The sequence below is a fragment of the Herbiconiux sp. UC225_62 genome, assembly GCF_042694625.1.
GTDB lineage: Bacteria > Actinomycetota > Actinomycetes > Actinomycetales > Microbacteriaceae > Herbiconiux.
Map to the genome: position 1 here is coordinate 484,074 of NZ_CP170551.1, position 18,962 is coordinate 503,035.

General features: G+C 69.3%; 16 protein-coding genes and 1 tRNA gene. 8 read left to right on the plus strand and 9 right to left on the minus strand.

From position 1 onward, the window contains the following. Nucleotides 1–5 precede the first annotated feature (5 nt). Nucleotides 6–78 (minus strand) — tRNA-Lys (locus tag ACFJGU_RS02555). A gap of 107 nt (nucleotides 79–185) precedes the next feature. On the opposite strand from ACFJGU_RS02555, the gene bcp reads away from it, so the two are divergent. Then, complete coding sequence (bcp, locus tag ACFJGU_RS02560; RefSeq protein ID WP_382307370.1) at nucleotides 186–668, plus strand: thioredoxin-dependent thiol peroxidase; 483 nt, start codon at nucleotides 186–188, stop codon at nucleotides 666–668. A 33-nt stretch (nucleotides 669–701) separates the two neighbouring features. Here bcp and ACFJGU_RS02565 read toward each other — a convergent pair whose 3' ends face one another. Next, entirely contained in the window at nucleotides 702–1,118 is a 417-nt protein-coding gene (locus tag ACFJGU_RS02565; protein WP_382307372.1) for a hypothetical protein, read from the minus strand. A 225-nt stretch (nucleotides 1,119–1,343) separates the two neighbouring features. Between ACFJGU_RS02565 and ACFJGU_RS02570 the strand changes: the two genes are divergently transcribed. Further along, nucleotides 1,344–1,592 (plus strand): WhiB family transcriptional regulator, encoded by a 249-nt coding sequence (locus ACFJGU_RS02570; RefSeq protein ID WP_382307374.1) that lies wholly within the window; start codon nucleotides 1,344–1,346, stop codon nucleotides 1,590–1,592. A 74-nt stretch (nucleotides 1,593–1,666) separates the two neighbouring features. Here ACFJGU_RS02570 and ACFJGU_RS02575 read toward each other — a convergent pair whose 3' ends face one another. Beyond that, complete coding sequence (locus ACFJGU_RS02575) at nucleotides 1,667–3,160, minus strand: PAS domain-containing sensor histidine kinase (RefSeq protein ID WP_259503736.1); 1,494 nt, start codon at nucleotides 3,158–3,160, stop codon at nucleotides 1,667–1,669. 329 nt (nucleotides 3,161–3,489) lie between these two features. Here ACFJGU_RS02575 and ACFJGU_RS02580 point away from each other — a divergent pair, with 329 nt between their 5' ends. Continuing rightward, on the plus strand, nucleotides 3,490–3,909 hold the full coding sequence (locus tag ACFJGU_RS02580) for an Rv3235 family protein (protein WP_382307376.1): 420 nt from the start codon (nucleotides 3,490–3,492) through the stop codon (nucleotides 3,907–3,909). A gap of 16 nt (nucleotides 3,910–3,925) precedes the next feature. Here ACFJGU_RS02580 and secA read toward each other — a convergent pair whose 3' ends face one another. The 6 genes from secA to mtrA form a co-directional block, all read right to left on the minus strand. After that, complete coding sequence (gene secA, locus ACFJGU_RS02585) at nucleotides 3,926–6,844, minus strand: preprotein translocase subunit SecA (protein ID WP_382307378.1); 2,919 nt, start codon at nucleotides 6,842–6,844, stop codon at nucleotides 3,926–3,928. A gap of 125 nt (nucleotides 6,845–6,969) precedes the next feature. Continuing rightward, a complete protein-coding gene (gene hpf / locus ACFJGU_RS02590; RefSeq protein WP_382307380.1) occupies nucleotides 6,970–7,686 on the minus strand; it encodes a ribosome hibernation-promoting factor, HPF/YfiA family in 717 nt (238 codons plus the stop codon). 104 nt (nucleotides 7,687–7,790) lie between these two features. Further along, nucleotides 7,791–8,531, minus strand: coding sequence for a ComF family protein (locus tag ACFJGU_RS02595; protein WP_382307382.1), 741 nt, complete (start codon nucleotides 8,529–8,531; stop codon nucleotides 7,791–7,793). A gap of 93 nt (nucleotides 8,532–8,624) precedes the next feature. After that, nucleotides 8,625–10,307, minus strand: coding sequence for an LpqB family beta-propeller domain-containing protein (locus ACFJGU_RS02600; protein ID WP_382307384.1), 1,683 nt, complete (start codon nucleotides 10,305–10,307; stop codon nucleotides 8,625–8,627). Then, complete coding sequence (gene mtrB, locus ACFJGU_RS02605) at nucleotides 10,300–12,012, minus strand: MtrAB system histidine kinase MtrB (RefSeq protein ID WP_382307386.1); 1,713 nt, start codon at nucleotides 12,010–12,012, stop codon at nucleotides 10,300–10,302. Before mtrB ends, ACFJGU_RS02600 begins: the two co-directional genes overlap by 8 nt. Nucleotides 12,013–12,025: 13 nt before the next feature. After that, entirely contained in the window at nucleotides 12,026–12,703 is a 678-nt protein-coding gene (gene mtrA / locus ACFJGU_RS02610; RefSeq protein ID WP_382307388.1) for an MtrAB system response regulator MtrA, read from the minus strand. Between the two features lie 201 nt (nucleotides 12,704–12,904). Between mtrA and ACFJGU_RS02615 the strand changes: the two genes are divergently transcribed. The 5 genes from ACFJGU_RS02615 (at nucleotide 12,905) to ACFJGU_RS02635 (ending at nucleotide 18,804) form a co-directional block, all read left to right on the plus strand. Further along, entirely contained in the window at nucleotides 12,905–14,329 is a 1,425-nt protein-coding gene (locus ACFJGU_RS02615; RefSeq protein WP_382307390.1) for a hypothetical protein, read from the plus strand. After that, entirely contained in the window at nucleotides 14,326–15,006 is a 681-nt protein-coding gene (locus ACFJGU_RS02620) for a DUF4129 domain-containing protein (protein ID WP_382307392.1), read from the plus strand. The genes ACFJGU_RS02615 and ACFJGU_RS02620 overlap by 4 nt, the downstream gene beginning before the upstream one ends. Then, nucleotides 15,003–16,250, plus strand: a complete 1,248-nt coding sequence (locus ACFJGU_RS02625; RefSeq protein WP_382307394.1) for a DUF4350 domain-containing protein — start codon at nucleotides 15,003–15,005, stop codon at nucleotides 16,248–16,250. Before ACFJGU_RS02620 ends, ACFJGU_RS02625 begins: the two co-directional genes overlap by 4 nt. Nucleotides 16,251–16,361: 111 nt before the next feature. Further along, nucleotides 16,362–17,375 (plus strand): AAA family ATPase, encoded by a 1,014-nt coding sequence (locus ACFJGU_RS02630; RefSeq protein ID WP_382307396.1) that lies wholly within the window; start codon nucleotides 16,362–16,364, stop codon nucleotides 17,373–17,375. A gap of 121 nt (nucleotides 17,376–17,496) precedes the next feature. Beyond that, entirely contained in the window at nucleotides 17,497–18,804 is a 1,308-nt protein-coding gene (locus ACFJGU_RS02635) for a DUF58 domain-containing protein (protein WP_382307398.1), read from the plus strand. The last annotated feature ends 158 nt before the right edge of the window (nucleotides 18,805–18,962 follow it).

Here is an 18,962-nt window from a genome sequence, read left to right on the forward strand (position 1 = left end):
TGCGGTGCACCCCCAGGGACTTGAACCCTGAACCCACTGATTAAGAGTCAGTTGCTCTGCCGATTGAGCTAGAGGTGCGTGGCTCTTGGCGAGCCAGTCGTCAACATTAGCATGCTCTTCGGGCCTTGCGCGAACCGTGCTCTCGAGCCGCTTCGTTCGAGCCGAAGATGCGAAATACTGGAGTCATGACAGACGCGAGCGGCCGCATCGAGGCCGGCCAGACGGCCCCCGATTTCACCCTTCTCGACGAGGACGGCGCATCCCGTTCCCTCTCCGACTACCGCGGCCGGCGGGTCATCCTCTACTTCTACCCCGAGGCCGGAACCCCGGGCTGCACCACCGAGGCCTGCGACTTCCGCGACAACCTCAACTCGCTGAAGAGCGCCGGCTACACCGTGCTCGGCGTCTCGCGCGACCTTCCGGCGAAGCTCCGCGGGTGGGTCGACGAGCAGGGCATCAACTTCACCCTGCTCTCCGACCCGGATGTCGCCGTGCACCACCTCTACGGCGCCTGGGGAGAGAAGATCCTCTACGGCAAGCACGTCACCGGTGTGCTCCGTTCCACCTTCGTCATCGACGAGGAGGGTGTCGTGACCCTGGCTCTTTACAACGTCAAGGCCACCGGCCACGTCGCGTCGCTGCGCAAGAAGCTCGCTATCGACGCCTGATCGCCGGCGGCATCCGGATGCCCGGTGCTGGCCTCAGACGTCGCGTCGAGTCGCCGCCACCACCGGCGGGGTGAACAGCAGGACAACGGCGAGCACCGCCGGCACGAGCAGGTACCAGCCGATCGTGGGGGTGGCCACCATGCCCTGGAAACAGCCGATGGCGATCACCACCTGCAGCAGCTGCCAGGTGAGTGTGGCGGCGCGGGTCCAGGGGCGGGCGCGGAGGGTGTGCACGGCCACGAAGCCCAGGAAGATCGCCGCGATGGCGGCCAGGACGAGGATGGCCACGGCCGTCTCGAACGACGTCGGCTGTGCGGTCATCAGCTCGACCAGGAGCCACAGCACGACGCCGGCCATCACGAGCGCCTCGGCGCCCACGATGACGGCCAGCAGCACGAGCAGGGCCGGTCGCTTCGGGAGCTCCGGGCGGCCGGAGGGGGGCGGGTTCACCGCGAGTTGGTCTGTCGTTCATATCGTCACTCACGGGCGTACTCCATCAGAAAACCCTTGATTTGCAAATACCAGTATGCGACCATATTTGAGGTCAATGTTGCTCACAGTGACGTGAGCGGGTGCATCCTCCTCTTGGGTGCAGCGTCCACCGTGCCATTGACCTTCACCCGAAAGTCTTCGGTCTCTCGATCGAAGCACCCTGCATCCAAAGGAGCTCCCGCTATGGATTGGCGCGACAAATCTGCCTGCCTGACCGCTGACCCGGAACTGTTCTTCCCCGTTGGGAACACCGGCCCCGCAGTGGACCAGATCGACAAGGCGAAGGCTGTCTGCGCGCGATGCTCCGTGACCGAGATCTGCCTCCAGTACGCACTGGAGACCGGCCAGGACTCCGGAGTCTGGGGCGGTCTCAGCGAAGACGAGCGTCGCGCGCTGAAGCGCCGTGCCGCTCGGGCGCGCCGCGCCTCCTGAGCAACGCCGCACCACCGCTCTCCCATCCGTAGCGTTGCCGGTTCCCTAGACCGGCAGCTCTCCGGCGCCTTTCGTCACGGCTTCTTCAGCCAGCGGAACGGGATCTCGATCGTCACGACGGTTCCTGACCCGACCATCGTGTGCCAGTCGATCGTTCCGCCGAGTTCACCTTGGATGAGCGTTCGCACGATCTGTGTGCCGAGCCCCGAGCCGACCTTGCCTTCCGGCAGGCCGGTTCCGCTGTCGCGCACCTCCACCGTGAGGGTCTCCTCCGAGCGTGTCGCCACGATCTCGACCTCGCCCTCCTGACCGGCGAGCCCATGCTCCACGGCGTTCGTGACCAGCTCGGTGAGCGCGAGGGCGAGCGGCGTAGCGTACTCGCTCGGCAGCACGCCGAAGCTGCCCGAGGACTTCGGATGCACCGTCGTGTTGTGAGCCGACGCCACCTCGGCCACCAAGAGGAGCACGCGGTCGAAGACCGTGTCGAAATCCACCCGCTGGTTGAGGCCCTCGGACAGCGTGTCGTGCACCACGGCGATCGCCGCGACGCGACGCATGGCCTGGGTGAGCGCATCCCGAGCCTCGTCGGAGTGCGTGCGGCGCGCCTGGATGCGCAAGAGCGATGCCACCGTCTGCAAGTTGTTCTTCACGCGGTGGTGGATCTCGCGAATGGTCGCGTCTTTGGTGATCAGCTCGCGCTCCTGGTGCCGCAATTCCGTCACATCGCGACTCAGCACGATGGCGCCGAAGCGGTGGCCGCGCGTGCGCAGCGGGATCGCCCGCAGCGAGACCGTCACCCCCTTCGCCTCGATGTCGGTGCGCCACGGGGCGCGCCCCGTGACGACCAGGGGCAATGACTCGTCGACGATCAGGCGGCCGCTGAGGAGGCCCGTCGTGACCTCCGCGAGCGACTGTCCCTCGAGCTCTCCCGCGAAGCCCATGCGGTTGAATGCCGAGAGGCCGTTGGGACTCGCGAAGGTGACGATGCCGTCGACATCCAGCCGGATCAGACCGTCGGATGCGCGCGGGGCGCCACGACGAGGACCGGTCGGGGCGCCGAGGTCGGGGAAGTCGCCCGCCGCGATCATCGAGAAGAGGTCGTTCGCACACTCGTTGAAGGTGAGTTCCTGCCGGCTCGGCGTGCGCGCCTCGCTGAGGTTCGTGTGTCGCGTGATCACCGCGATGGGGCGGTCGGTGGTGGTCTGTTCGGAGACGGAGAGACGACGGAGCACCGGCACCGCCCGCACCCTGGTGGGGGTCTCCTCGTACCAGTCCGGGGCCGCTGTGTCGACGATCTGCGCGCTCTCGAACGCATCCGTCACCTGCTTGCGCCACTCGGGCTTGATGGTCTGGCCTACGAAGTCGCGGTAGAACAGGGTGGCCGAGCTCGAGGGGCGGGAGTGTGCCACGGCGACGAAGGTGTCGTCGACGGTGGGCACCCAGAGCACGATGTCGGCGAAGGCCAGATCGGCCAGCAGTTGACAGTCACTGACCAGCAGATGCAGCCACTCGACGTCGGCTTCGGTGGAGCGGCCGTGGGCGGTGACGAGATCGCTGAGTGTTGACACGGGTTCTAGCCTACGACGCCGACTCGGAGCTCCCGTGACCGCGTTTCCCTACGAAGCGGTCACGGGAGCCGTTCGATTCCGGCCGGGAGGCGGCAGGTCGGGGGAACGGGCTCCCCGGCCGGAAGTGTTGTGCTCGGTGTGTGACTACAGTCCACCAGTTCGGCACCATGGGGTGTTATGAGCAATTTCCACTCAGCCGAGGACGGGCGGCGCCGATTTCCACAGGGCACAAACGCATCTGGACAAGCAAAGTCGACACTGGTTGAGTAACAGCCGCTGATGCTCTCCTGAGCATTCCTTACTTGACGGCACCCCACGAAGGAGCTCCTGTGACCACGCGCACCACGACCACGCGCACGATCGCCGCCACGACCGCGCCGGATGCGATCGCCTCGGCGGGCGTGCGCCGGCTCTCCGACCCGAAACCCCTCGCCGAGAGCCTGGCGCGGTGCGTCGTCGAGATCCTCTCCGGCACGCGCGACCTCGATCAGATCTCCCGTTGGCTCTCCGCCGACGTCTACGCCCACCTGCTGAAGCGGGTCGTGCTCTCCGCCCGCGCTCGTCAGGCCCGAGGCGAGGCGCCGTCGCGACTCGCTTTCACGATGGGCTCGACCGTGCTCTGCGAACCGCAAGACGGCATCGTCGACGCCGTGGTGATCGTGCACGGGCGCGCCCGATCACGGGCCGTGGCCATCCGGTTGGAGGCGCTCGACTCGCGCTGGCGGGCCAGCGCTGTGCACGTGCTCTGAGACGGCGCGGGCGCCGCTACTTCTTCTTGCCCTGAGCCCGGCGCTGGGCGCGGTTGCCGGAGCCTCCCGAGGCGCCCTGCGGCCGCGGACCACCGCTCGAGCTACCGCCCGATCCGGATCCCTGCCCTTGACCGCCCGACTTCGCCGGATTGCCCGACTTCGCCGGATTGCCCGACTTCTGGGTGCTCGGACGAGCCGTGCTCGCCCCGGCCGACGGCGCGGCACCACCGCGGGTGAACGCGCTGGTCACCGGAGCGGACTGCTCCTGAGCCTCCTGCGCACGAGCACTCGCGGCCTGTTCGATCTGGCCGCGCTGGTTGCGCACCTCGACACCGCCGGAGTCGCTCGGGGCGGAGAAGCTCAGCTTCTCGGCCGGAGCGCTCGACTGGGCGAGTCCCTTGGCCTCGACCGTCGGCGCGCCGACGGCACCTGCCGAGGCGTTCACCTCGACCTCGAGGTTGAACAAGAACCCGACGGTCTCCTCGCGGATCTGGCCCATCATCGACTGGAAGAGCGCGAAGCCCTCACGCTGGTACTCGACCAGCGGGTCGCGCTGCGCCATGGCTCGGAGGCCGATGCCGTCTTTCAGGTAGTCCATCTCGTAGAGGTGGTCGCGCCAGCGGCGGTCGATCACCGAGAGCACCACACGACGTTCGAGTTCCCGCATGGCGGCCTCGCCGAGAGTCTCCTCGCGGCGCTTGTAGGCGAGCTTCGCGTCGGACAGGATCTCGCGGGCGACGAACTCCCGGTTGATGCGCCCCTTGCTGCCGGCCTCGGCGATGACCTCGTCGATGGTGATCGAGATCGGGTAGAGCGTCTTCAACTCCGCCCAGAGCGCGTCGAAGTCCCAGTCGTCGCCGGAGCCCGCGGCGTGGTCGGTGATGATCTCGTCGATCACGTCTTCGAGGAACTTCTGCGCGCGATCCTGCAGGTTGTCGCCCTCGAGGATGTGCCGGCGGTCGCTGTAGATCGCCTCGCGCTGACGGTTCAGCACGTCGTCGTACTTCAGCACGTTCTTGCGGATCTCGGCGTTGCGGCCTTCGACCTGCGACTGGGCACTGCGGATGGCGCGCGAGACCACCTTCGACTCGATCGCCAGGTCGTCGGGCACACCCGACCGGCCCATCAGGCTCTCGGCCGCGCCGGCGTTGAACAGGCGCATGAGGTCGTCGGTGAGTGACAGGTAGAAGCGGCTCTCTCCGGGGTCGCCCTGGCGGCCGCTTCGACCGCGCAGCTGGTTGTCGATGCGGCGGGACTCGTGGCGCTCGGTGCCGAGCACGTACAGGCCGCCGGCCTCGACGACCTTGTCGGCCTCCTTCTGCACATCGGCCTTCACCGAGGTGAACACCTCGTCCCACGCCGCCTCGTACTCGTCGGGGGTGTCGACCGGGCTGAGTCCGCGCGCGTTCATCTCGGCCACGGCGAGGAACTCGGCGTTTCCGCCGAGCATGATGTCGGTTCCACGACCGGCCATGTTCGTGGCCACCGTGACCGAGCCGAGGCGGCCGGCCTGCGCGACGATCGCGGCCTCACGGGCGTGGTTCTTGGCGTTCAGCACCTCGTGGCGGATGCCGCGCTTGGCGAGCAGGCGCGAGAGGTACTCGCTCTTCTCCACGCTCGTGGTGCCGACCAGCACCGGCTGGCCCTTCTCGTGCCGCTCCACGATGTCCTCGACCACCTGGTCGAACTTCGACTGCTCGTTCTTGTAGACGAGGTCGGACTGGTCGATGCGCTGCATCGGTTTGTTCGTAGGGATCGAGACCACGCCGAGCTTGTAGGTGCTCATGAACTCGGCGGCCTCGGTCTCGGCCGTACCGGTCATGCCGGAGAGCTTCTCGTAGAGGCGGAAGTAGTTCTGCAGGGTGACGGTGGCGAGGGTCTGGTTCTCGGCCTTGACCGCCACGCCTTCCTTCGCCTCGATGGCCTGGTGGATGCCCTCGTTGTAACGACGGCCGGCCAGGATGCGCCCGGTGTGCTCGTCGACGATCAGCACCTCGCCGTTCAGCACCACGTAGTCCTTGTCCTTCTTGAACAGCGCTTTGGCCTTGATGGCGTTGTTGAGGAAGGAGATGAGCGGGGTGTTCGCCGACTCGTAAAGGTTGTCGATGCCGAGGTAGTCCTCGACCTTCTCGATGCCGGGCTCGAGCACGCCGACGGTGCGCTTCTTCTCGTCGACCTCGTAGTCCTCTTCGGGAACGAGCTTCGTGGCCAGCTGAGCGAACTCGTTGAACCAGCGGTTCGCCTCGCCCGATGCCGGGCCGGAGATGATGAGCGGGGTGCGCGCCTCGTCGATCAGGATGGAGTCGACCTCGTCGACGATCGCGAAGTAGTGGCCGCGCTGCACCATGTCGGAGGCCTGCCAGGCCATGTTGTCGCGCAGGTAGTCGAAACCGAACTCGTTGTTGGTGCCGTAGGTGATGTCGGCCTCGTACTGCACCCGGCGCTCGGCCGGGGTCTGGCCGGCGAGGATGACGCCGGTGGTCATGCCGAGGGCACGGAACACACGCCCCATCAACTCGCTCTGATAGCCCGCGAGGTAGTCGTTCACGGTGATGACGTGCACACCCTTGCCGGCGATGGCGTTGAGGTAGGCCGCGGTGGTGGCCACGAGGGTCTTTCCTTCACCGGTCTTCATCTCGGCGATGTTGCCCAGGTGGAGAGCCGCACCACCCATGAGCTGCACGTCGAAGTGTCGCAGGCCCAGGGTGCGGGTGGATGCCTCGCGTACGGCCGCGAAGGCCTCGGGAAGCAGGTGGTCGAGGCTCTCGCCGGCTTGGAACCGCTCGCGCAGGCGCGGAGTCTCGTCTTTGAGCTCCTCGTCGGAGAGCGCCTGGAAGTCTTCTTCGAGCGCGTTGATCGCTTTCGCGTAGTTCTGGAGCTTGCGAAGGGTTCGGCCCTCGCCGACACGAAGGACCTTTTCAAGAACTGAGGCCACGGACTTTCTCCCACTGCAGTCGTCGCTGCGCTGTGCGCGCAAACACAAGCCATACTAGTTGCTCGTGCCTGAGCGTCGGCGGCGCGTTCTCTGCGGCTGCAGTGGGAGTCGTCCTGCGGGGAACGCTACCGGGCGGCGGCTCCGGCCGCTGCCGGTTCCTGCTCGGTGAACGCGTCGGCGTTCTCATCGAGACCGATGACCCCGTAGTCCCACCCCTTGCGCCGGTAGACGACGCTCGCGCGACCGGTCTCGGAGTCGATGAACAGGTAGAAATCGTGCCCGACGAGTTCCATGTGGTACAGCGCGTCGTCGACGGTCATCGGCGTGGCGCCGAACACCTTCTTGCGGATGACGACGGGGCAGTAGACCTCGTCGTCGGCATCATCACTGGGTGTGGCCTCCACGGCCGCCGGTGCAGGAGCGGGAGCAGCCGCTTCGCGTCGGGTGATCACCTCGGGGTCGGCCGGACGCACGTCGATGATGCTGAAACCGCCCGTGCTCGCCTCGTGCAGCGACACCGGGCGGTGCTGGCCGCGGTGCACCTTCTTGCGGTCTTTCGCGCGGCGGATGCGCTGCATCAGTTTCGCCAGCGCGAGGTCGAACGCCGCGTACTTGTCGGACGCCGCGCTCTCCGCCCGCACGAGAGGGCCGGGCCCGATGAGCGTCAGTTCGACGCGATCGTCACCTGATTGCGTGCCGTTGGCCGAATTGTGGCGACACACCTTGATCTCGAGGGCGAGGGCCTTGTCGGCGAGGTGTGCGACCTTCTCCGACTTCTCACTCGCGTAATCGCGAAATCGATCCGTGATCCCTAGGTTTCTTCCAGTGATGTTGACTTCCATGGAGACCTCCTAGCCATATTGAGTGGCGCAGCCCCGGCACAAGGTCGGGACCGTTCGCGCCTTGTGCAGTTGACCCTACTGCGCCTGCCACCGGGTGTCACCGATTATTTACCGTCGATCTCCTTGCGTTTCGCTGTGCGTGCGAGACATGTCGCTGCGATGACCATTCCGCCCCGGTCGGAGACCGCGCGGCAGCCCTCGGCCAGGGTCGAACCCGTGGTGAGCACGTCGTCGACCAGCACCACCGGGCGCCCGCGGAGGGTCTCGGATGCGCGCATCGCACCGCGCAGATTGTCCCGCCGCTCAGCCGCCGAGAGGCCGGCCTGGTCGGCGATCGCCCGGCCGAGCAGGAGTCCGGCCGGGCGCCCCACCCGGTATCCGGCGCTCCTCACCAACAGGTCGACCGGGCGATAGCCACGCCGCCGCACGGCCGACCGGGCCGACGGCATGGTGACGATCGTCGCATCCGGCACCCCACATCCGATGAGCGCGCCGGTGAGGGCCGCCCGCATGGCCGGGGCCAGCGGACGCAGCGCATCCGTGCGCCCGTGCTCCTTGACGGCCGAGAGCACGCGAGCGACGACACCGCCGTAGTCGAGTGCGACCGCCACGGGCACGGGCACCGGCCCCGCCCGCACCGTGGTGACCCGCGGCGAGAGCTCGGCACGGCAGCCCGGGCAGACGACGTGATCGGCGACGCCGCATCCGGCGCAGCTCACAGGCAGGAGGAGCGCAGCGGCCTCCGCGAGCCAGTGTGCGAAGAGCTGTGGCACACCCGCGGGAGATGCGCCGGGAGGATGTGGACCAGGAACGGGCGGACTGACGAGTGGGCTGAGCGAGATCATGCGGTCATGGTCGTCCTTCTCACCACCCCGACGGGCTGACCCGGCCCGATCTGTGGAGAACCGACCGTTGCCCCGGAGCTGTGGACGGCCGGCTCAGTTCTGCACAGCCAGACGGGAGATGCCCGTCGTGGTGGCCTGCCACGCACTCCCCCGCTGCTGCAGCAGTCCGCCGTCGTTCGAGAGCACGCGCAGTCCGTCGAGGTCGTTGCCACCGGCGATCGAGACGGCTCCGACCGGCGCACCCAGGCTCGAGCTGCGCCCGCCGAGCACCTGCGCCACCGCGCGATCCTCACCGGACGGCAGGGCGGTGACGGAGGCGACGGTGAGCTGGTCGACCCAGGTCGCGTCGACCGGCGCACCCTGCCCGGTGGAGAGTTCCACCGGCTGCCCCAGGCGCTGCGGAACCCCTGACTGGTTGCGGATCACCGCGGCCACCACGAGCTTCGGCAGCCCGTCGACCGAGAGGAACGCCAGCGCACGGGTGCCGTCGCGGGAGATCTCGAGCGAGGTGATGCCGGAGGCGCCATCCCAACTGGTGGGAAGGGTCACGCCGGAGTCGTCGCTCCCGTACACCGTGACCGAGGTCGGCGCGGCGGCGGGAACGGTCCAGACGAAGCCGAAGGGGTCGACGGCGGGATCGATCAACCCGCCCCGTTGGTCGAGCACCGCGGGCGCGTCGCCGCCGCGCACCGCGTACACCTGTCCGTTGCCGGCCTTCACGGCCGCCGTCTCGGATGTCGCCGAATAGGCCACCGACTGCGGCTGCAGCGACTCGACACCGTCGCTGATACCCGAGATCGGAGCGACGGACGCGCCGGCCACGTAGCCGAACGCGCCGTCGCGCAGCACGAGTGCCCGCGAGTCGACGCGCGGCGCCGAATCGGGCGGCGTCACGTTCGACCCGGGGATGGGCACGATGTTCTGATCGACCGAGATGGTGACGTTCGAGGCCGAGGCCAGGTCGCTGAGGCTGGTGCGCAGCTGATACTGCATCCGCGCGAGATCGTTCGCGTCGGCCTGCAGCACGTTGCTCGAGAGCTCGACCTGGGTCTGTCCGCCCGTGGTCACCACCGAGGTCGTGCTGGTGCCGTCGGGGAACGCCGTCACCACCGCCCCGTCGCCGAGCCAGGTCGAGGGACCAGCCAGCAGGGCCTTCACGACGCGCGTGCCGACGGCGGTCGACGTGGGGAACCAGCGGAGGTCGGGCACCAGGTAGGTGAAGGTCGGGTCGTAGAAGTAGAGCGCGTGCGAGCTGAACACCTGGTCGAAGAAGAGGTCTTCGATCACGATCCCGTCGGCGAGCGCGTTGATCCGCCACTCGCCGTCGACCTGGGTGAACCCGAAGGAGAGCGGCAGCGGGGCGCTCGACGTGCTCTCGGTGTAGGCGCCGTTGGAGTTGACGCCCGCCACCGGCGTCACGTTCATCTGCAGTTCGGTGTCGCTGACGGTGGTGATGGGCCGCGGCCCGGTATCGACGATCGCACCCTCGTTCGGCTTCCAGGAGTCGGCGGCCGACTTCGTGAGGTACCGCCGCGCGATCTGGTAGTCGTCCTGCGGGCTCTTCGCGGCCAGGATGAAGCCGTTCAGGATGTCCTGCTGCGACGCGCCCTTCACCGGGTCGGCCGCGAGGAAGATGACGTCGATGTCGTCGTCGGTGCCGATCGCGTCGCCCGCCTGCACCGGGCCCGAGCGCGGGATGCCGCTGCACGCGGCGAGCCCGGCGAACAGGAGCACACCGACCAGGGCGAGCAGCGAGGTGAAGAGCCGTCTACGCATGAGAGGCTCCCGGGGTCGTGAGGGAGGTGGAACCCGTCGGCGGCCGCAGCTCGGCCACCGCCGGCGCCTCGCCGTAGGCGTCCTGCGGCTCGAGGGGCAGCGGCGACTCCCCCGCCGGCTGCGACTGCACGCGCGGCAGGGTCAGGCGGAAACAACTGCCCGCGCCCGGACGCGACCACACCTCGAGCGCCCCGCCGTGCAGCGTGGCGTCTTCGAGCGAGATCGCGAGCCCGAGGCCCGTGCCGCCGATGGTGCGCTTGCGCGAGGGGTCGGCGCGCCAGAAGCGGTCGAAGACACGCTCGGCTTCTGCCTCGCTCATCCCGCTGCCGTAGTCGCGTACCGAGAGCGCCACGGCGTGCTCGTCGCTGTCGACGCTCACCACGATCGGCTTCCCCTCGCCGTGCTCGATCGCGTTGCCGAGGAGGTTGCGCACGATGCGCCGGATGCGCCGCCCGTCGACCTCGGCTTCGAAGTAGCCGCCCGGGGCGACCAGTCGCAGCGGGGAGCCGGCCTTCTCGGCGAGCGACTCCATCTGGTCGATGGCGTCTTCGGCGAGCCGCACCAGGTTCGTCGGTTCGGTGTCGAGGTGCGCCGATCCGGCATCGAAGCGGCTGATCTCGAGCAGGTCGCTGAGCAGAACCTCGAACCGCTCGGTCTGGGTGTGCAGGAGTTCGGCGGTGCGTCCGGTCGCCGGCGGGAAGGATTCGCGCTGGTCGTAGAGCACGTCGCCGGCGAGCCGGATGGTGGTGAGCGGCGTCCGCAGCTCGTGCGAGACATCCGACACGAAGCGCTGTTGCACCTGCGACAGCTCGGCCAGCTGCGTGATCTGCGACTGCATGCTGTCGGCCATGCCGTTGAAGGAGCGCGCGAGCGTGGAGATGACGTCTTCGCCGCGCTCCGGGATGCGCACCTCCAACTGGCCGGCGGCCAACTTCTCACTGGTGTCGGCCGCGACCCGGATCGGCCGCACCACGATGCGCACGATCAGTCCGGCGACGAGGCCGATCAGCACCACCAGGGCGAGCCCGCCCAGCCACAGGGTCTGCTGCACGAACACCAGGGTCTGCTCGGCCTCCGCCAGGTTGTAGCCGATGTAGAGCTCGAAGTTGCCGGCCCCCGGGATGGTGAGCGGTGAGCCCACGATGATGCCGGGATCCGTGCCCCCGCCCGTGTTCGGGAGCGGCACCGACTGCCAGTACTGCTGCACGTCGTCGGGGTCGTCGGTGACCTCGGCGCGCAACTCGTCGCTGATCACCCCGTCAGGCGCGAGTTCGGGGCTCGCGAAGGAGAGCACCGTGGTGGAGTTCGTGGTCTCGCCGGGGGTCGCGTAGAGCGCGATCAGGCGGCTCGACGACGAGGCGATGATGGCCGACTTCGCCGAGGAGAGCAGGGAGATGGTGGATGCCTCCCCCGACGCATCCGAGGAATCGAAGATGGTCTGCGCCGCAGTCGCCGCGTTCTTCGATTCCACCAGCACCTGGTTCAGGCGCGACTGGAAGAGGTCGTTGCCGATCGAGATCGACATGTACGTTCCGGTGGCGACGACCGCGATGGCGGAGAGCGCGACCGTGATGACGATCGTGCGGAACTGCAGCGACCGCCGCCAGACGCGGGCGAGCTCGCGCGGCCACGCGCGCCAGTTCTGCCAGCCGGCCAACACCGTCGGGCCCAGGCGGCTCTTGCGGATTCCGGGCGAGTCGGTCATCGCAGGTGGAGCGTCAGGTGGTGCCGGCGCGGTAGCCGACGCCGCGCACGGTCATCACGATCTTCGGGTTGTCGGGGTCTTCCTCGACCTTGGCGCGCAGACGCTGCACGTGCACGTTCACCAGACGCGTGTCGGCCTTGTAGTGATAACCCCAGACCTGCTCGAGCAGCATCTCGCGGGTGAACACCTGCTGCGGCTTCGTGGCGAGCGCGAGCAGCAGGTCGAACTCGAGTGGGGTGAGGTTGATCCGCTCGTCTCCGCGCTTCACCTCGTGCCCGGCGACGTCCAGGCTCAGGTCGCCGATCTGCAGCACCTCGGGCGTGTTCTCGGGCGTCGGGCGCAGGCGGGTGCGGATGCGCGCCACCAGCTCCTTCGGATTGAACGGCTTAACGACGTAGTCGTCGGCACCGGACTCCAGGCCCTTGACCACGTCGGAGGTGTCGGTGCGCGCGGTCAGCATGATGATCGGCGTGCCGGATTCGGCGCGGATGAGGCCGCAGACCTCGATGCCGTCGAGGCCGGGCAGCATGAGGTCGAGCAGCACGAGGTCGGGCTTGGTCTCGCGGAAGGCGGCGAGCGCCTCGGAGCCGTCGGCGCAGAACACCGGGTCGAAGCCGTCGGATCGCAGGACGATCCCGATCATCTCGGCAAGAGCGGTGTCATCGTCGACAACGAGAATGCGAGGGTCCATGTGTTGTTTCTTCCGCTTCCGTCGGCCGGGATCACGTGCGCCGTTGCCGCGCATCCGCCGAGTCAGGCTGTCATTGCGACAAGAGTAGTCGAGCGCGCAGAGGACCTTCTCGACAGATGCCGAGAAAACTCTGAAGGAGTATGGAAGCATGGACGGGAAACGGGTGGGTCGGACACCAGCGTTGGGGGTTGAAGGACACCGATGAGCGATAACGACAGCTGGGCGCCCCCGAGCGCGGACGAGTCGAGCGCGCCGCCGCCGGCCGTTGTCCCGCAGGGGCCTCCGGGCCAGGCGGGGCAGTACCCGCCGCCCGCCCCTCCGCAGCCGCAGTACGCGCCGCCGCCCGCCCCTCCGCAGCCGCAGTACGCGCCGCCGCCCGCCCCTCCGCAGCCGCAGTACGGGCAGTACGCGCCGCCGCCTCCCCCTCAGTACGGGCAATACGCGCCGCCGCCTCCCCCTCAGTACGGGCAATACGCAGCACCACCCCCGCCGCAGTACGGGCAGTACGGGCAGTACGTCCCGCCGCCTCCCGGCTACGCGCAGCCCGGCGCATCCGTGCCCTACTGGGCGCAGCAGGGGCAGGGCCTCCCGCAGCCCGGCCCGGCAGGGTGGGCGCCTCCGCCCAAGCCCGGTCTGATCCCGTTGCGGCCGCTCGGCTTCGGAACCCTGATGGGCGCGCCCTTCCAGGTGCTGCGCCGCAACCCCAAGGCCACCTTCGGCAGCGGCCTCATCGTGCAGATCGCGATCATCCTCGTCACCATCCTCTTCGTCGGTGGCGCGACCTTCTGGGCCATCTCGCGCAGCGTGTCGGCGAGCCCGGCCGATCAAGACGCCGTGGCCGCCGGGAGCGTGGCGATCGTGCTGCTCTCCGCGCTCATCCCGGTCGCCCTCTCCCTCTTCGCGAGCGCACTGTTGCAGGCCGTGCTCGTGGTGGAGGTCGCCCGCGGCACCCTCGGTGAGAAACGGCGACTCGGCGAGCTCTGGAAGGCGGCGTTCCGGCGCATCCTCCCCCTCACCGGCTGGTACGCGTTGATCGCCGCAGCCATCGTGGTCGTGCTGGGCCTGATCGTGCTGGCGGTCTTCGCCGCCTCGGCTCTCGGCGACGCCGGAGTCGTGGTGGCCGTGCTGACGGGGCTCTTCCTGAGCCTCGGCACCGTGGTCCTGGCCGTCTGGCTCGGCGTCAAACTCTCCCTGGTGCCGTGTGTCATCGTGCTCGAGCGCCTCGGCGTCTTCGCCGCGATGCGCCGGTCGTGGAAGCTGACGACCGGCAGCTTCTGGCGCACCTTCGGCGTGATCGCGCTCGTGTACCTCATCCTCTCCACCGCCTCGCAGCTCCTCTCGGTGCCGTTCCAGTTCCTGCTGCCGATCGCGGTGGGGCTCATCGACCCCAACAACAGCGGCTCGGGCATCATCGGCGCGGGGGCTCTCTACCTGCTCTTCCTCGCGTTCTCGGTCGTGCTCTCGGCCGTCACGAGTGTCGTGCAGGCTGCGACGGTGGCGGTGATCTACATCGATCTCCGGATGCGCAACGAGGGTCTCGACATCGAACTCGCCCGCTTCGTGGAGTCGCGTCAGGTGGGCGACGACTCCTGGCCCGACCCGTACCTCCCCTCGTCGCGCGGATGATCGTACTCACCGCGCCGACCGCGTTCGTGACCGACATCCCGGTCGATCCCGACGCCGATCAGGCGCGCCAGTGGGTGCTCGACGAGCTCGCCAAGCCGCCCTACGAAGCGGCGCGACCGACCTGGTTCGACCAGCTCTCGCAGGGCTTCGGCGAATGGCTGAGTTCTCTGCGGGTGCCCGACGGTTCCGGGCTCGGCGGTCTCGTTCCGCTGGCCGTCGTGATCATCGTGGTGGTGCTTCTCGTGGTCGCGTTCCTGGTGTTCGGGCGGCCTCGCCTGAACCGGCGGAGCCAGGTGAAGACGGGCGCGCTGTTCGGTGCCGACGACACCCGCTCCGCCGCCGAGCTCCGCGCTTCCGCCGCCAGGGCCGCCGATCGGGGCGATTTCGGCACGGCAATCCAGGAGGCCTTCCGGGCATTGGCCCGCCAGCTCGCCGAGCGCACCGTCGTCACGACGTCACCCGGCACGACGGCCCACGACTTCGCCGGGCGTGCGGGGGTGTCGTTCCCCTCCCACCGCGAGGAGCTGGCCGCCTGCGCCCGCCTCTTCGACGGCGTGCGCTACCTCGACGAACCGGGCACCCGCGAGAACTTCGACCGTGTCACCGCCCTCGACCGACGGATGCAGACCGAGCGCCCCGAGGTGCTCGAACGCATCGAGAACGTGGTGCTGCGATGACCGCCGCTCCCCCGGTCGAGCCGGCCGCGACCGCCCCCGCTGATGCCCCGGTGGAGACGCCCCGCCTGCGCACGACCTTCCGGCGTCGCCTGTTCTGGATCGTGGTGCCGATCGTCGCGGTGCTGGTCGCGATCGCCACGATACTGCTGACCGCCTCGGGCACCCCGGATGTCGACCGCTACTCCATCGGCAACGCCGGCCCCTCCGGCAGCCGCGCCGTGGCGGAGGTGCTGCGCAGCCAGGGCCTCGACGTGGTGGCGGCGGGAAGCCTCGACGAGGCGCGAGCGGCCGCCGGCGACGACTCGACCGTGCTGTTCACCGACCCCTACGGCTTCCTTGACGCCGAGGGGCTCGACGCCGTGGCGGGACTCGGCACCGACCTGGTGCTGGTGGAGCCCGGCACCGACGAACTCGCCGCACTGGCCCCCGGGATCGCGAATGCGGGTGCCGCCGAGCAGGCCGACGCGGTGGAGGCGGGCTCCGGATGCGCCATCCCGGCCGCCCAGCGCGCCGGCACCATCTCCCAGCCGTCGTGGACCTACCGGGTGCTCGACGGTCAGGGCGCCGGCGACGCCGCATCCGCCTGTTTCCTCTCCTACGACGATGCCTACGCGCTCGTGCAGGAGCCTCGGGTGAACCGCGGCGACGACTCGACCGTGACCGTGCTCGGCGCCGGCGACGCCCTGACCAACGAGCGGGTCGCCGAGGCGGGCAATGCGGCGCTCGTGCTCGGGCTCCTCGGGGAGCATCCCACTCTCGTCTGGTACGTGCCCGGCCCCGACGACCTGGCCGGGACGGACGCGCCGGCCACGATCGGGGAGCTCACTCCGGGCTGGGTGACCCCGGTCATCCTGTTGCTCGTGCTCGTCACCGTGGCGGCCGGAGTCTGGCGTGGACGCCGCTTCGGCGCGGTCGTGGTGGAGAACCTGCCCGTCACGGTGCGGGCGAGCGAGACCATGGAGGGGCGCGCCCGGCTCTATGCCAAGCAGGGCGCGCACGCCCGGGCGCTCGACGCGCTGCGCATCGGCACCATCGCACGACTCACCGCGCTGCTGGCGCTCCCCCGTCACGCGACCGTCGTCGAGGTGAGCCGCGCGGTGGCCACCGTGACCGGCCGGAACGTCGACGAGGTGCACGACACCCTGGTCGGCGCCCTGCCGCGCAACGAGGGCGAGCTGCTCGCCCTCTCCGATCGCCTGCTCCTGCTCGAGCAGGACGTGCACCGCGCGACGGACCTGCGCTGATCCCGAAAGGAACGCTCCGCGGCCCCGCCCGCTCCGACCAGAAGACCCAAAGCCGAAGACCGAAGACGAAGACCGAAGACCAGAAAGCTCCGACCAGAAGAGGAACACCGGATGACCGACCAGCCGCAGTCCGCAGGCTCCCCCGAGTCCCCCGCCCCCGCCGCGGCGCCCAGCGCCGACGAACTGCGCCAGGCGCTCGCGCGCGTGCGTACCGAGGTGGGCAAGGCGGTGGTGGGTCAGGACGGCGCGGTCACCGGCCTCATCATCGCGCTGCTCGCCCGCGGTCACGTTCTGCTGGAAGGTGTGCCCGGCGTGGCGAAGACGCTGCTGGTGCGCAGCCTCAGTCAGGCGCTCAGCCTCGACACCAAGCGGGTCCAGTTCACGCCCGACCTGATGCCCGGCGACGTCACCGGGTCGCTGATCTACGACGCGAAAGCGGGCGAGTTCTCGTTCCGGCAAGGGCCGGTGTTCACGAACATCCTGCTCGCCGACGAGATCAACCGCACACCCCCGAAGACCCAGTCCGCGCTGCTGGAAGCGATGGAGGAACGGCAGGTCAGCGCCGACGGCGTGACCCGCAAGCTGCCCGATCCGTTCCTCGTGGCGGCGACGCAGAACCCCATCGAGTACGAGGGAACCTACACCCTGCCCGAGGCGCAGCTCGACCGCTTCCTGGTGAAGCTCGTGCTCGACCTGCCGGAGCGCGAAACCGAGGTGGCCGTGCTCACCCGGCACGCCAACGGGTTCAATCCGCGCGACCTCGTGGCCGCCGGCGTCACCCCGGTGCTCGACGCCCGGATGCTCGCCCTCGCCCAGAACGCCGTCACCGGGGTGCAGGCCTCGCCCGATGTGCTCGCCTACATCGTCGACCTCGCCCGCGCCACCCGGCAGAGCCCCTCGGTGAAGCTCGGCGTGAGCCCCCGCGGCAGCACCGCGCTCCTCGCCGCGTCGAAAGCATGGGCCTGGCTCAACGGGTACACCGGTGTGACGCCCGACCACGTTCAGGCGATGGTGTTGCCCGTTCTGCGCCACCGCATCCAACTCCGCCCCGAGGCGGAGCTCGAAGGCGTGTCCGTCGACGCCATCCTCCGCAGCATCCTCACCCAGGTCAGGGTGCCGATCTAGTGGAACTCGACACGGTGGTCGCGGGACTTCTCCCCACGAATCGCGCATCGTGGCCGCATGGCACGGTGGCGGCCGATTCGTTCGGAGAAGTCCGGCGTGGGGTCGCGCACCGGAGGCTCTCGTGAGCGTATCGGGGCGACTCGTGGCGGTGCTGGCGCTCGGAGTGGTGCCGGTGGTGCTCATCAGCGTGCTGTACGACGAGGCGTACCTGGCGCTCGTGGGGTGGATCGCCTTCGTCGTGCTGCTCGTCGTCATCGACCTGGTCGCGGCCGGATCGCCTCGGCGGGTCGCCGTGGAGCGGGCACTGCCGGCGCGGGTGCGGCTCGGCGAGACCGTGACGAGCACCCTCTACCTCACCAATACGGGCTCGCGGACTCTCCGCGGCGTCGTGCGTGACGCCTGGCAGCCCTCGGCAGGGCCGGCCACCGCGCGTTCCCGGGTGGCGATCCCGCGGGGCGAACGTCGCGCCGTCACCATCGCGCTCACACCGTTCCGCCGCGGCGAGCGGCGCACCGAACGCGTCACCATCCGCTCCTTCGGGCCGCTCGGGCTCGCGGCCCGGCAGGCGACCCTGCGCGCCGAGGGGCACATCCGGGTGCTCCCCCCGTTCAACGCCCGCAAGCACCTGCCGTCGAGGCTGGCGCGGCTGCGCGAGCTCGACGGCCGCGCGAGTGTGATGATCCGCGGACAGGGTACCGAGTTCGACAGCCTGCGCGAATACGTGCGCGGCGACGACGTGCGCTCCATCGACTGGCGCGCCACCGCCCGGCACAGCGACGTGATGGTGCGCACCTGGCGGCCCGAACGGGACCGGCGGGTGGTGATCGTGATCGACACCGGACGCACCCAGGCTGCGCGCATCGACGACGAGCCGCGCATCGACACCGCCTTCGAGAGTGCGCTCCTGCTCGCCGCCCTCGCCACGCGAGCCGGCGATCGGGTCGATCTCATCCTCTACGACCGGCGGCTGCGCGGGCGGGTGCACGGCGCATCCGGACCGGAGCTGCTCTCCCGGATGGTCGACGTGATGGCCCCGATCGAACCCGACCTGATCGAGATGGACTGGACCGCCGTGCCCGGTCTCGTGCGCCAGGTCACCACGCAGCGCTCCCTCGTGGTGCTCGCCACGGCCATCGACGCTCCCGGCATCTCGCGGGAGCTGATGGCGATCGTGCCGCAGCTCACCCGCAACCACATGGTCGTGGTGACCTCGGTCACCGATCCGGATGTCGCCGCCGGCGTGCTGGCACGCGGCGACCGCGAGGAGGTCTACCGCGCCGCCGCCGCCGAGCGGGCACTCCTCGACGTGGCGCGCGTCACGACGGTGCTGAAGCGCTTCGGGGCGGATGTGGTGACGGGGGCGCCGGCGGATCTGCCGCCGGCGTTGGCCGACCGGTACATCGCGTTGAAGGCGGCGGGGCGGCTTTAGCTGTACATCTACCGCGACGGAAACGCGACAGGCCGTACTCGACGACCCAGGGTGAGCGGGTGGCCGGAGGGTCCGACCGCAGGCCGGGCCCTGCGACCGCCCGCGAACGTGTCGCGCGGCGCCGGGCAAGGACCGGCGCCGCCCGAGGACGCCGAGCG